This window comes from Pseudomonas sp. CIP-10 (genome assembly GCF_020911845.1).
In the GTDB taxonomy this organism is placed as follows: Bacteria; Pseudomonadota; Gammaproteobacteria; order Pseudomonadales; family Pseudomonadaceae; genus Aquipseudomonas; species Aquipseudomonas alloputida.
In genome coordinates, this window is the sequence record NZ_CP087160.1 from 3,008,256 (window position 1) to 3,020,870 (window position 12,615).

Below are 12,615 nucleotides of genomic sequence, written 5' to 3' on the forward strand. Positions count from 1 at the left end.
ATTCTCTCGACTGACGGAGCGAGCCTGTCATGACTTTCCAGCACATCCTGTTTTCCATCGAGGACGGCGTTGCCTTCCTTTCATTGAACCGCCCCGAGCAGCTGAACAGCTTCAATACGGCCATGCATCTGGAGGTGCGCGAAGCGCTCAAGCAAGTGCGCCAAAGCAGTGACGCGCGGGTGCTGCTGCTGACGGCTGAAGGCCGCGGCTTCTGCGCCGGGCAGGACCTGTCCGACCGCAACGTTGCCCCAGGCGCCGAAATGCCGGACCTGGGCCAATCGATCGACAAGTTCTACAACCCGCTGGTACGCACCCTGCGCGACCTGCCTTTGCCGGTGATCTGTGCGGTCAACGGCGTGGCGGCCGGTGCCGGTGCCAACATTCCCTTGGCCTGCGACCTGGTGCTGGCCGCCCGCTCGGCCAGTTTCATCCAGGCCTTCTGCAAGATCGGCCTGGTGCCGGACTCCGGCGGTACCTGGCTGCTGCCGCGCTTGGTCGGTATGGCCCGGGCCAAGGCGCTGGCCATGCTGGGCGAGCGCCTTGGCGCCGAACAGGCCGAGCAATGGGGGTTGATCCACCGCGTGGTGGATGATGCCGCGCTGCGTGACGAAGCCCTCACCCTCGCCCGCCAGCTCGCCGCCCAGCCCACCTACGGCCTGGCACTGATCAAGCGCAGCCTCAATGCCAGTTTCGACAACGGTTTTGAGGCGCAGCTGGAGCTGGAGCGAGACCTGCAGCGCCTGGCCGGGCGCAGCGAGGACTACCGCGAAGGCGTGAGCGCCTTCATGAACAAACGCACGCCAGCCTTCAAGGGGCGCTGAACATGGGCGCACTCGCAAGCAATGTGCAGGTGGCGGTGATCGGTGCCGGCGCCATGGGCGCCGGTATCGCCCAGGTCGCGGCCCAGGCCGGCCACCCCGTCAAGCTCTACGACAACCGCCCGGGTGCTGCCGCCCAGGCGGTGACGGGTATCGATCGCCAACTGGCCCGGCTGGTGGACAAAGGAACGTTGCCGGCCGCTGAACGCGAAGCGATCAATGCCCGCCTGTGCCCGGTCGATACACTCGAAGCCTTGGCAGATGCCGGCCTGGTCATTGAAGCCATCGTCGAAAACCTGCAGGTGAAGCAGGCGTTGTTCGGCCAGCTCGAAACCCTGTGCGCAGCCGACTGTATCCTTGCCAGCAACACTTCGTCACTGTCCATCACCAGCCTCGCCGCTGGCCTTGAACGCCCGCAGCACCTGGTCGGTATGCACTTTTTCAACCCGGCACCGCTGATGGCGCTTGTCGAGGTGGTGTCGGGCCTGGCAACCGACCCGGCAGTGGCCGCACGCATCTACGCCACTGCCCAGGCCTGGGGCAAGCAGCCGGTCCATGCGCGCTCTACACCGGGTTTCATCGTCAACCGTGTAGCGCGGCCGTTCTATGCCGAAAGCCTGCGCCTGATGCAGGAAGGTGCCGCCGATTGCGCCAGCCTGGATGCGCTGATGCGTGACGCTGGCGGCTTTCGCATGGGGGCGTTCGAACTGACCGACCTGATTGGCCATGACGTCAATTACGCTGTCACGTGTTCAGTATTCGATGCTTTCTATGGCGATTTCCGCTTCCAGCCTTCGCTGGTGCAGAAGGAACTGGTGGACGCCGGTCGCCTGGGGCGCAAGACCGGCCAAGGCTTCTATCGCTATGCCGAAGGCGTCGAGCGTCCGCAGCCGGCCGAACTGCACAGCCCCGCCTGCGCAGAGGCCTGCGTTGTCGAGGGCAACCTGGGGGTGATGCAGCCGCTGGTCGAGCGCCTTCGCCAAAGCGGCATTGCCGTGACCCAGCGCACCGGTAGTGGCTTGATTCAGGTGGGCGATGCCACCCTGGCCCTGTCCGATGGCCGCCTGGCCAGCCAGCGCGCCCGCGAAGACGGCCTGCGCAACCTTGTGCTGCTCGACCTGGCGCTGGACTACAGCAGCGCCACCCGCCTTGCCATCAGTTGGTCCGCCGATACCACTGACAGCGCCCGCGACCACGCCGTAGCCTTGCTGCAGCGTGCCGGCCTGAAAGTGACCGGTGTCGCCGACCTGCCCGGCCTGGTGGTACTGCGCACCGTGGCAATGCTCGCCAACGAGGCCGCCGATGCGGTGCTTCAGGGCGTCGGCAGCGCCGCCGACATCGACCTGGCCATGCGCGCCGGCGTCAATTACCCCTGCGGCCCGCTGGCCTGGGCGGCGAACATCGGTATTGCCCATACCCTGCGCGTGCTCGACAACCTGCAGCGCAGCTACGGCGAGAGCCGCTACCGCCCTTCCCTGTTGTTGCGCCGCTGTGAAGCCAAAGGAGGCACCCTGCATGACTGAAGTGGAACTGGCACAAGCCTGTGCCGACGCCATGTACGCCCGCGACCCGGCCACTCAGGGCCTGGGCATCAGCCTGCTGGATGCCGGCCCAGGCCGGGCCAGCCTGCGCATGGCGGTACGTGCCGACATGATCCAGGGGCATGGCACCTGCCATGGCGGTTTCCTGTTCGCGTTGGCCGATTCGGCGTTCGCCTTCGCCTGCAATAGCTACGACCAGGCCACGGTGGCGCTGGGCTGCACCATCGACTACCTGGCCCCGGCGCTGCGCGATGACGTGCTCACCGCCCACGCCAGCGAAGTCAGCCGCAAAGGCCGCACCGGCCTGTACGACGTGCGCATCGACAACCAGCGCGGTGAGCTGGTGGCGATATTCCATGGCAAATCCTACAAAGTGCGCGGCACCGTGCTGGCGCAGGAGACGCAAGATGAATGAACCGACCCACGCCGATGCCTTGATCATCGACGCCGTGCGCACCCCCATTGGCCGCTATGCCGGGGCCCTGAGCAGCGTGCGCGCCGACGACCTGGCGGCCATCCCGCTCAAAGCCTTGATCCAGCGCCACCCTGAACTGGACTGGAAAGCCATTGATGACGTTATCTTCGGCTGTGCCAACCAGGCCGGCGAAGACAACCGCAACGTGGCCCACATGGCGAGCCTGCTGGCCGGGCTGCCAGTCGAAGTACCAGGGACCACGATCAACCGCCTGTGCGGTTCCGGTCTGGATGCCATCGGCAATGCGGCACGTGCCCTGCGCTGCGGTGAAGCGGGGCTCATGCTGGCCGGTGGCGTGGAGTCCATGTCGCGTGCGCCGTTTGTAATGGGTAAGTCGGAGCAGGCATTCGGGCGTGCGGCCGAGCTGTTCGACACCACCATCGGCTGGCGTTTCGTCAACCCGCTGATGAAGGCCGCCTACGGCATCGATTCGATGCCGGAAACAGCTGAAAACGTGGCCGAACAGTTCGGCATCTCGCGCGCCGACCAGGATGCCTTTGCCCTGCGCAGCCAGCACAAAGCCGCAGCAGCTCAGGCCCGCGGCCGCCTGGCGCGGGAAATCGTGCCGGTCGAAATCCCGCAACGCAAAGGCCCAGCCAAAGTGGTCGAGCATGACGAGCACCCGCGTGGCGACACGACCCTGGAGCAGCTGGCTCGGCTCGGGACGCCGTTTCGTGAAGGCGGCAGCGTAACGGCGGGTAATGCCTCCGGCGTGAATGACGGCGCTTGCGCCCTGCTGCTGGCCAGCAGCGCCGCGGCCCGCCGCCATGGGCTGAAGGCCCGCGGCCGCATCGTCGGCATGGCGGTGGCCGGGGTTGAGCCCAGGCTGATGGGCATCGGTCCGGTGCCTGCGACCCGCAAGGTGCTGGCGCTCACCGGCCTGGCACTGGCTGACCTGGATGTCATCGAACTCAATGAGGCCTTTGCCGCCCAAGGGCTGGCCGTGTTGCGCGAGCTGGGCCTGGCCGACGACGACCCACGCGTCAACCGCAACGGCGGCGCCATCGCCCTGGGCCATCCACTGGGCATGAGCGGTGCTCGATTGGTGACCACTGCCTTGCACGAGCTTGAAGAAACGGCCGGCCGCTACGCCCTGTGCACCATGTGCATCGGTGTAGGTCAAGGCATCGCCATGATCATCGAGCGCCTCTGAGCGGTTCGGGCCCTGCGCTTGTTACCGAACTGAACGCAGCCGTATATGCTGCCTCCATGACACTCACCGCGTGGCCTGCAACCGCTGGCGCGCGGCGTACAAGAACAATTCGAGTGAAGCCATGAACATGTACCATGATGCCGATCGTGCCCTGCTGGACCCGATGGAAACCGCCAGCGTCGACGCCCTGCGCCAGCACCAGCTGGAGCGTCTGCGTTGGAGCCTGAAGCACGCCTACGACAATGTGCCGCTGTACCGCCAGCGCTTTGCCGAGTGCGGCGCCCACCCCGATGACCTCAAGTGCCTGGAAGACCTGGCGAAGTTCCCCTTCACCGGCAAGAACGACCTGCGCGACAACTACCCCTACGGCATGTTCGCCGTGCCCCAGGAAGAAGTGGTGCGCCTGCATGCCTCCAGTGGCACCACCGGCAAGCCGACGGTGGTCGGCTACACCCAGAACGATATCGACACCTGGGCCAATGTGGTTGCCCGTTCGATTCGTGCGGCCGGCGGGCGCAAAGGTGACAAGGTGCATGTGTCCTACGGCTACGGGCTTTTCACTGGCGGGCTCGGCGCGCATTACGGCGCCGAGCGCCTGGGCTGCACCGTGATCCCCATGTCCGGTGGCCAGACCGAAAAGCAGGTGCAGCTGATTCGCGACTTCCAGCCCGATATCATCATGGTCACCCCGTCCTACATGCTCAACCTGGCTGATGAAATCGAGCGCCAGGGCATCGACCCGCACGACCTCAAGCTGCGCCTGGGCATTTTTGGTGCCGAGCCGTGGACCGACGAGCTGCGCCGTTCAATTGAGCAGCGTCTGGGCATCAATGCCCTCGATATCTATGGCCTGTCGGAGATCATGGGCCCCGGCGTGGCGATGGAGTGCATCGAGACCAAAGACGGCCCGACCATCTGGGAAGACCACTTCTATCCCGAAATCATCGACCCTGCTACCGGCGAGGTACTGCCGGATGGCCAACTGGGCGAGCTGGTATTCACCTCGCTGAGCAAAGAGGCATTGCCGATGGTGCGCTACCGCACCCGTGACCTCACCCGGCTGCTGCCCGGCACCGCTCGGCCAATGCGGCGGATCGGCAAGATCACCGGCCGCAGTGACGACATGCTGATCATTCGCGGGGTCAATGTGTTCCCGACCCAGATCGAGGAACAGGTCCTAAAAATAAAACAGCTTTCAGAGGTGTATGAGATCCATCTGTATCGCAATGGAAACCTGGACAGTGTCCAAGTGCATGTGGAACTGCGCGCAGAGTGCCAGCACCTTGACGAAGGCCAGCGCAAGCTGGTCGTCGGGGAGTTGACCAAACAGATCAAGACTTACATCGGCATCAGCACCCAGGTGCACCTACAACCCTGCGGCACGCTCAAGCGCTCCGAGGGCAAGGCGTGCCATGTGTTCGACAAACGGTTGGCCAGCTGACCCAATCGGCTGCCATTTCGGCCCCGGCATTGCCCGGGGCCTTTTTTTTGCCTGCGTTCCCTCGGGCACGCGATGCAGGCGCAGCCTTGTGCCGAGAGTGGGCTGCAACAGCCCCTTGGCCGGCAATGTGATACACAAATATCACTTGATACACATAAATGTGTTTGACGTTATGTTTTGTATCGCTTACAAATGACTCATGCCTTAGCAGGAGTCGCAGCACATGTACGCACAGCTAGTGGAAACCGGAGTCAAGCGCGTCAAGACGCTGGAAGAAATGTCCCCCGAGGAACGCAACTTCCAGGAAAAGATCGACGCCGAAATCAAGATCGAAGCCAAGAACTGGATGCCCGAGGCCTACCGCCAGACCCTCATCCGGCAGATCTCCCAGCACGCCCACTCTGAAATCGTCGGCATGCTGCCCGAAGGCAACTGGGTTACCCGTGCCCCAAGCCTCAAGCGCAAACTGCAGCTGATGGCCAAGATTCAGGACGAAGCCGGTCACGGCCTGTACCTGTACAGCGCCATGGAAACCCTGGGGGCTGACCGCGACGAAGAGATCGACAAACTGCACAGCGGCAAGGCCAAGTACTCGAGCATCTTCAACTACCCCACCCTCAGCTGGGCCGACATGGGCGCTGTGGGCTGGCTGGTGGATGGCGCCGCCATCGTCAATCAGGTGGTGCTGCAGCGCACCTCTTACGGCCCCTACTCCCGCGCGATGATCCGTATCTGCAAGGAAGAGAGCTTCCACCAGCGCCAGGGCTACGAAATGCTCCTGACCATGATGCGCCAGGGCACCCAAGCCCAGCGCGACATGGTTCAGGATGCCATCAACCGCCTGTGGTGGCCGGCGCTGATGATGTTCGGCCCGAGCGATGAACACTCGCCCAACAGCGCCCAGTCGATGGCCTGGAAGATCAAGCGCCAGACCAACGACGAACTGCGCCAGCGCTTCATCGACCAGACCGTTCCGCAGTTGGAGCTGCTTGGCTGCACTGCGCCTGACCCTGAGCTGAAGTGGAACGCCGAGCGCGGCCACTACGACTTTGGCGAAATCCAGTGGGACGAGTTCTACGAAGTGATCAAGGGCAATGGCCCGTGCAACCTGGAACGTGTCGCCACCCGGCGCAAGGCCATCGAGGATGGCGCCTGGGTACGCGAGGCCGCCGTGGCCTATGCGCGCAAGCAACAGAACAAGAACGCCGCCTGAGCGGCGATTGATGCGGAGATCGAAAATGTCTGTCTGGACCCTCTACGAAGTGTTCGTGCGCAGCAAGCACGGCCTTAACCACAAGCATGTCGGCAGCGTGCACGCCGCCGATGCCGCCATGGCCATCGAGAACGCCCGCGAGCTCTACACCCGCCGTAGCGAAGGTGTGAGCCTGTGGGTGGTGCCTTCGGCGCTGATCACCGCCTCCTCCCCCGACGAGAAAGACCCGCTGTTCGCCCCCTCGGACGACAAGGTCTATCGCCATGCCAGCTTCTACGAGCTGCCCGACGAAGTCGGACACATGTGAGGTGGGCCATGCATAAAGAAGCCCTTATCCCCTATCTGCTGTTGCTCGGCGACAGCGCCCTGGTCCAGGGCCAGCGCCTCTGTGAATGGTGTGGCCGCGCCCCGGCCATCGAGGAAGAGCTGGCCCTGATGAACGTCGGTCTCGATCTGGTCGGTCAGGCCCGCAACTGGCTGGAGTATGCCGCCGAGCTGCTCGACGATGGCCGAGATGCCGATGCCCTGGCGTTCCGCCGTGACGAGCGCGCCTACCGCAACCTGCTGCTGGTCGAGCAACCCAACGGTGATTTTGCCGTGACCATGACCAAGCAGTTCCTTTACGACGCGTGGCACTTCGCCGTGCTGCAGGAGCTGGTCGAGTCCAGCGACTCGCGAATCGCCGGTATTGCCGCCAAGGCCCTGAAGGAAGTCACCTACCACCTGCGCCGGTCCAGCGAATGGGTACAACGCCTGGGCGGTGGTACCGATGCCAGCCGCCAGCGCATGCTTGCCGCTATCCCGGTGCTGTGGCGCTTCACCGTTGAACTCACCGCTGGCAGCGACAACGAAGTCCGTCTGGCCGAATGCGGTATCGGCGCCGATCCCGCTACCGTCGGCGCCACCTGGCTGAAGCAGGTCACCGCGACGTTTGCTTCGGTCGAACTGCCGCTGCCCAAGGCCGCCAGCCACTTCTACCTGGATGGCCGCAAAGGCCTGCACACCGAGCATCTGGGCCTGCTGCTGGCCGAAATGCAGTTCCTGCCAAGGGCCTACCCCGATGCAACCTGGTGAACTGATTGCCGGCGACCGCGGCGCGCGGGCACAGCAAGGCGACGACCTGGCTCGTGCCTGGGCGGTATTGGGCCAGGTCATGGACCCTGAAGTGCCGGTGGTCAGCGTGGTCGACCTGGGGATCGTGCGCGATGTCGATTGGCGCGCCGGCCACCTGCACCTGGTGGTCACCCCGACCTACTCTGGCTGCCCGGCCACCGAAGTCATCGAAGGGGATATCCGCCAGGCGCTGGAACAGGCCGGTTTCACCGCGCCAGACCTGGAGCGCCGGCTGACCCCGGCCTGGAGCACCGACTGGATCAGCGAACTGGGCCGCGAGCGCCTGCGCGCTTATGGCATTGCGCCGCCGCAAGGCAGCGCCAGCAAGCGCAGCCTGCTCGGCGAAGCCCCCCAGGTGTGCTGCCCGCAATGCGGCAGCGCCCATACCGAATTGCTCAGCCAGTTCGGCTCCACGGCCTGCAAGGCGCTGTACCGCTGCCGCGAGTGCCTGGAGCCATTCGACTATTTCAAATGCATTTGAGCCGTGGAGACCACCATGAGCCAGTTTCACAGCCTGACCATCAAGCAAGTGCGCAATGAGACCCGTGATGCGGTATCGATTGCCTTCGATGTGCCCGAGCACCTGCAGGACCAGTTCCGCTTCACTCAGGGCCAGTACCTGGTCATGCGCACCCAGCTGGATAACGAAGAAGTCCGCCGCTCCTACTCCATCTGCAGCGCCGTACAGGACGGCGAACTGCGCGTGGCCGTCAAGCGCGTACCGGGCGGGCGCTTCTCGGCGTTTGCCAATGAGGTGCTCAAGGAAGGCCAGCAGCTGGAAGTGATGCCGCCATCGGGCAGCTTCTTCGTGCCGCTGGACCCGGCTCGCCAGGGCAACTATCTGGGTGTGGCCGCCGGCAGCGGCATCACCCCGATACTGTCGATCATCGCCACTACGCTGGCCAGCGAGCCGCACAGCCGTTTCACCTTGCTGTACGGCAACCGCTCCAGTTCGGGGGCGCTGTTCCGCGACAAGCTCGAAGACCTGAAAAACCGTTACCTCGACCGCTTGAACCTGATTTTCGTGTTCAGCCGCGAACAGCAGGATGTTGACCTGTACAACGGCCGCATCGACGCCGACAAATGCGGCCAGCTGTTTTCGCGCTGGCTGGACGTTGCCGGCCTGGACGCAGCATTCATCTGCGGCCCGCAGGCGATGACCGAGACCGTGCGTGACAGCCTGCAGGCCAACGGCATGGCCAAGGAACGCATCCACTTCGAGCTGTTCGCCGCCGCCGGCAGCGAGGCCCGCCGCGAAGCCCGTGAGGCGGCACGCCAGGTGGATTCGGCGCTTAGCCACATCACCGTGATCAGCGACGGCCGTGCCCTTGCTTTCGACCTGCCGCGCAACACCCAGAACGTGCTGGACGCCGGTAACGCCATTGGTGCCGAGCTGCCCTACTCGTGCAAGGCCGGTGTGTGCTCCACCTGCAAGTGCCGGGTGATCGAGGGCGAAGTGGAGATGGACAGCAACCATGCCCTCGAAGATTACGAAGTGGCGGCCGGGTATGTGCTGTCGTGCCAGACCTACCCGGTGAGCGACAGGGTGGTGCTTGACTTCGACCAGTTGTAGACCGAGTCGACTGCTTCGCGGGTAAACCCGCTCCTACAGGGCCTTGGGGCAGCATCCTTACCTGCGAAGAGGGCCTAAGCAACAACGCAATACCCCGCGTGACCTCAACACAACAATTACAAAACCAAGAGATCGCTTGCCATGACACCCGAACGCATAGAAAGCATCGCCAACCACCCCGACTTCCAGCACCTGGTGCGGCGCAAGCGCCGCCTCAACGGCAGCCTGACCCTGGCCATGCTGGTGGTCTACTACGGCTTCGTCCTGCTGGTTGCGTTTTCGCCCAGCACCCTCGGCCAGTCCCTCAGTGGCGGCGTGACCACGGTCGGAATGCTGGTGGGCGTGTTGATGGTGCTGCTGTCCTTTGCCCTGACCGGCATCTATGTGCACCGCGCCAACAACGTGCTCGACCCGCTCAACGACAAGGTCAAGCAGGAGTGCGCACAATGAACTGGACCGCCATTTCGATGTTCATGGTGTTTGTCTGCTTCACCCTGCTGGTCACCCGCTGGGCTGCCCTGCGCACCCGCTCGGCCAGTGACTTCTACACCGCCGGGGGCGGCTTGACCGGTATGCAGAACGGCCTGGCGATTGCTGGCGACATGATCAGTGCCGCTTCGTTCCTGGGCATTTCCGCGATGATGTTCATGAACGGCTACGACGGTCTGTTGTATGCCCTTGGTGTCCTGGCGGGCTGGCCGATCATCCTGTTCCTGATTGCCGAGCGCCTGCGCAACCTGGGCAAGTACACCTTTGCCGACGTGGTCAGCTACCGGCTGGCGCAAACCCCGGTGCGCTTGACCTCGGCTTTCGGCACCCTGGTGGTGGCGCTGATGTACCTGGTGGCGCAAATGGTCGGCGCCGGCAAGCTGATCGAGCTGCTGTTCGGCATCAGCTACCTGTACGCCGTGATGCTGGTCGGTGTGCTGATGGTTGCCTATGTCACCTTCGGTGGCATGCTCGCCACCACCTGGGTGCAGATCATCAAGGCGGTAATGCTGCTCTCTGGCACCAGTTTCATGGCCTTCATGGTGCTCAAGCACTTCGGCTTCAGCACCGAGGCCATGTTTGCCAGTGCCGTGGCCGTGCATGCCAAGGGCCAGGCGATCATGGCCCCAGGCGGCTTGTTGTCCAACCCGGTGGACGCCATTTCCCTCGGTTTGGGCATGATGTTCGGCACCGCTGGCCTGCCGCATATCCTGATGCGCTTTTTCACTGTCAGTGATGCCAAGGAAGCACGCAAGAGCGTGTTCTACGCCACCGGTTTCATTGGTTACTTCTACCTGCTGCTGATCGTTGTCGGCTTTGGCGCCATCGTCATGGTCGGCACTGAACCGTCCTACCGCGACGCCACTGGCGCCATCATCGGTGGCGGCAACATGGTCGCCGTGCACCTGGCCCAGGCCGTGGGTGGCAACCTGTTCCTGGGCTTCATCTCTGCCGTCGCCTTCGCCACCATTCTGGCTGTGGTCGCTGGCCTGGCGCTGTCCGGGGCATCGGCGGTGTCCCACGACCTGTATGCCTGCGTGATGCGCAAAGGCAAGGCGACCGAGCAAGAGGAAATGCGCGTGTCACGCATTGCCACGCTGGTCATCGGCCTGCTGGCGGTGATCCTGGGCCTGATGTTCGAGTCGCAGAACATTGCCTTTCTTTCCGGCCTGGTGCTGGCGGTGGCCGCTTCGGTCAACTTCCCGGTGCTGCTCCTTTCCATGTTCTGGAAAGGCCTGACCACCCGTGGCGCGGTGTGCGGCAGCATGGCCGGGCTGGTCTCGGCGGTGCTGTTGGTAGTGCTGGGCCCGGCGGTGTGGGTCAACGTGCTGCACAACGAAACGGCACTGTTCCCCTACAGCAACCCTGCGCTGTTCTCCATGAGCCTGGCCTTCCTCAGTGCCTGGGTGTTCTCGGTTACCGACACCTCCGAACGTGCCGTCGAAGAGCGTGGTCGCTACCTGGGCCAGTTCATCCGCTCCATGACCGGTATCGGTGCGGCTGGCGCCAGCAAACACTGACTTCAAGGACGAACAGACATGTCGGGTAAAACAACAACAATGAACCGCACACACTTCCTGTCAGCCGCCTGGCTGGCCACCTTCGCCCTGCCGATGCCCGCGCTGGCCGACTTCATCGGCGACAGCCATGCACGCCTGGAGCTGCGCAACCACTACATCAACCGTGATTTTCGCCAGAGCAACGCCCCGCAGGCCAAGGCCGAGGAATGGGGCCAAGGCTTTACCGCCAAGCTGGAATCGGGCTTTACCGAGGGCCCGGTCGGCTTTGGCGTGGACGCGCTGGGCCAGTTGGGCATCAAGCTCGATTCCAGCCGCGACCGTCGCAACACCGGCCTGCTGCCTTTTGGCCCGAACAGCCACGAACCGGTCGATGACTACAGCGAGCTAGGCCTGACCGGCAAGGTTCGCGTGTCCAAGAGCACCTTGCGGCTGGGCACCTTGCAGCCGATCCTGCCGGTGGTGGTGTACAACGACACCCGCCTGCTGGCCTCCACCTTCCAGGGTGGCCTGCTCACCAGTCAGGACCTCGATGGCCTCACCTTCAATGCCGGACGCCTGACCAAGGCCAACCTGCGTGATTCCTCTGGCCGCGACGACATCGGCTATGGCGCTGCCAGCAGTGACCACCTGGACTTTGGCGGTGGCAGCTACGCCATCACCCCGCAAACCACGGTCAGCTATTACTACGCCAAGCTCCAGGACATCTACCGTCAGCAGTTCGTCGGGCTGATCGACACCCGCCCACTGGCAGAAGGCGTGAGCCTGCGCAGTGACCTGCGCTACTTCGACAGCCGCAACGACGGTGCCGAGCGTGCCGGCAACATCGACAACCGTAACTTCAACGCCATGTTCACCCTGGGCGTGCGGGCGCACAAGTTCACCGCCACCTGGCAGCAGATGTCCGGTGACAGCGCCTTCCCGTTCGTCAACGGCGGCGACCCGTTCACCGTCAACCTGGTCACCTATAACACCTTCACCCGGGCCGGGCTGGACGCTTGGCAAGTGCGTTACGACTACGACTTCGTTGCCATGGGCATCCCCGGCCTGAGTTTCATGACCCGCTACACCGACGGTCGCCACGCGGAAACTGCCACCGTAACCAATGGCCGTGAGCGCGAGCGCGACACCGACATCACGTATGTCATCCAGAGTGGCCCGTTCAAGGACGTCAGCCTGCGCTGGCGCAATGTCACCTTCCGCTCCGGCAACGGCCTGACCAACGCCGTGGACGAAAACCGCCTGATCATCGGCTACACCCTGGCGCTGTGGTAACAGCACC

General features: G+C 63.9%; 12 protein-coding genes and 1 pseudogene. All 13 read left to right on the top strand.

Annotation, left to right across the window (positions count from 1 at the left end; genetic code table 11):
* Nucleotides 1–29 precede the first annotated feature (29 nt).
* The 13 genes and pseudogenes from paaG to LMH93_RS13715 all read left to right on the top strand — a co-directional run bounded on the left by paaG (nt 30) and on the right by LMH93_RS13715 (nt 12,608).
* Complete coding sequence (gene paaG / locus LMH93_RS13655; RefSeq protein WP_004374541.1) at nt 30–821, top strand: 2-(1,2-epoxy-1,2-dihydrophenyl)acetyl-CoA isomerase PaaG; 792 nt, start codon at nt 30–32, stop codon at nt 819–821.
* Nucleotides 822–823: 2 nt separating this feature from the next.
* Nucleotides 824–2,341: a 3-hydroxyacyl-CoA dehydrogenase PaaH gene (paaH, locus tag LMH93_RS13660; RefSeq protein WP_230064253.1), complete on the top strand. Its 1,518-nt coding sequence runs from the start codon at nt 824–826 to the stop codon at nt 2,339–2,341.
* On the top strand, nt 2,334–2,774 hold the full coding sequence (gene paaI / locus LMH93_RS13665; RefSeq protein WP_230064254.1) for a hydroxyphenylacetyl-CoA thioesterase PaaI: 441 nt from the start codon (nt 2,334–2,336) through the stop codon (nt 2,772–2,774). The genes paaH and paaI overlap by 8 nt, the downstream gene beginning before the upstream one ends.
* Nucleotides 2,767–3,987 carry a 3-oxoadipyl-CoA thiolase gene (gene pcaF / locus LMH93_RS13670; protein WP_102885399.1) on the top strand — a complete coding sequence of 407 codons (1,221 nt, stop codon included), beginning with the start codon at nt 2,767–2,769 and terminating at the stop codon, nt 3,985–3,987. Before paaI ends, pcaF begins: the two co-directional genes overlap by 8 nt.
* Before the next feature lie 121 nt (nt 3,988–4,108).
* On the top strand, nt 4,109–5,428 hold the full coding sequence (paaK, locus tag LMH93_RS13675; RefSeq protein WP_230064255.1) for a phenylacetate--CoA ligase PaaK: 1,320 nt from the start codon (nt 4,109–4,111) through the stop codon (nt 5,426–5,428).
* A gap of 223 nt (nt 5,429–5,651) precedes the next feature.
* A complete protein-coding gene (paaA, locus tag LMH93_RS13680) occupies nt 5,652–6,641 on the top strand; it encodes a 1,2-phenylacetyl-CoA epoxidase subunit PaaA (RefSeq protein ID WP_004374531.1) in 990 nt (329 codons plus the stop codon).
* Between the two features lie 25 nt (nt 6,642–6,666).
* Nucleotides 6,667–6,948, top strand: a complete 282-nt coding sequence (paaB, locus tag LMH93_RS13685) for a 1,2-phenylacetyl-CoA epoxidase subunit PaaB (protein ID WP_004374528.1) — start codon at nt 6,667–6,669, stop codon at nt 6,946–6,948.
* A gap of 8 nt (nt 6,949–6,956) precedes the next feature.
* Nucleotides 6,957–7,715 (top strand): 1,2-phenylacetyl-CoA epoxidase subunit PaaC, encoded by a 759-nt coding sequence (paaC, locus tag LMH93_RS13690; RefSeq protein WP_070095429.1) that lies wholly within the window; start codon nt 6,957–6,959, stop codon nt 7,713–7,715.
* Nucleotides 7,702–8,235: a 1,2-phenylacetyl-CoA epoxidase subunit PaaD gene (gene paaD, locus LMH93_RS13695; protein WP_004577381.1), complete on the top strand. Its 534-nt coding sequence runs from the start codon at nt 7,702–7,704 to the stop codon at nt 8,233–8,235. The genes paaC and paaD overlap by 14 nt, the downstream gene beginning before the upstream one ends.
* A gap of 15 nt (nt 8,236–8,250) precedes the next feature.
* Nucleotides 8,251–9,327 carry a 1,2-phenylacetyl-CoA epoxidase subunit PaaE gene (gene paaE, locus LMH93_RS13700; protein ID WP_070095430.1) on the top strand — a complete coding sequence of 359 codons (1,077 nt, stop codon included), beginning with the start codon at nt 8,251–8,253 and terminating at the stop codon, nt 9,325–9,327.
* A gap of 141 nt (nt 9,328–9,468) precedes the next feature.
* A complete protein-coding gene (locus LMH93_RS13705; protein WP_004374508.1) occupies nt 9,469–9,777 on the top strand; it encodes a DUF485 domain-containing protein in 309 nt (102 codons plus the stop codon).
* Nucleotides 9,768–11,336, top strand: a pseudogene (locus LMH93_RS13710) (cation acetate symporter); the annotation flags it as partial. The gene LMH93_RS13705 and the pseudogene LMH93_RS13710, both read left to right, overlap by 10 nt.
* A gap of 39 nt (nt 11,337–11,375) precedes the next feature.
* The gene (locus LMH93_RS13715; protein ID WP_047602812.1) at nt 11,376–12,608 is read left to right on the top strand and encodes an OprD family porin; all 1,233 of its coding nucleotides are present in this window, start codon (nt 11,376–11,378) and stop codon (nt 12,606–12,608) included.
* Nucleotides 12,609–12,615: the final 7 nt, after the last annotated feature.

Coding starts and splice junctions, on each gene's coding strand:
- LMH93_RS13705 (WP_004374508.1), top strand. CDS start 9,469: ATGACACCCGAACGCATAGAAAGCATCGCCAACCACCCCGACTTCCAG.
- paaD (WP_004577381.1), top strand. CDS start 7,702: ATGCAACCTGGTGAACTGATTGCCGGCGACCGCGGCGCGCGGGCACAG.
- pcaF (WP_102885399.1), top strand. CDS start 2,767: ATGAATGAACCGACCCACGCCGATGCCTTGATCATCGACGCCGTGCGC.
- paaI (WP_230064254.1), top strand. CDS start 2,334: ATGACTGAAGTGGAACTGGCACAAGCCTGTGCCGACGCCATGTACGCC.
- LMH93_RS13715 (WP_047602812.1), top strand. CDS start 11,376: ATGAACCGCACACACTTCCTGTCAGCCGCCTGGCTGGCCACCTTCGCC.
- paaE (WP_070095430.1), top strand. CDS start 8,251: ATGAGCCAGTTTCACAGCCTGACCATCAAGCAAGTGCGCAATGAGACC.
- paaH (WP_230064253.1), top strand. CDS start 824: ATGGGCGCACTCGCAAGCAATGTGCAGGTGGCGGTGATCGGTGCCGGC.
- paaG (WP_004374541.1), top strand. CDS start 30: ATGACTTTCCAGCACATCCTGTTTTCCATCGAGGACGGCGTTGCCTTC.
- paaB (WP_004374528.1), top strand. CDS start 6,667: ATGTCTGTCTGGACCCTCTACGAAGTGTTCGTGCGCAGCAAGCACGGC.
- paaA (WP_004374531.1), top strand. CDS start 5,652: ATGTACGCACAGCTAGTGGAAACCGGAGTCAAGCGCGTCAAGACGCTG.
- paaK (WP_230064255.1), top strand. CDS start 4,109: ATGAACATGTACCATGATGCCGATCGTGCCCTGCTGGACCCGATGGAA.
- paaC (WP_070095429.1), top strand. CDS start 6,957: ATGCATAAAGAAGCCCTTATCCCCTATCTGCTGTTGCTCGGCGACAGC.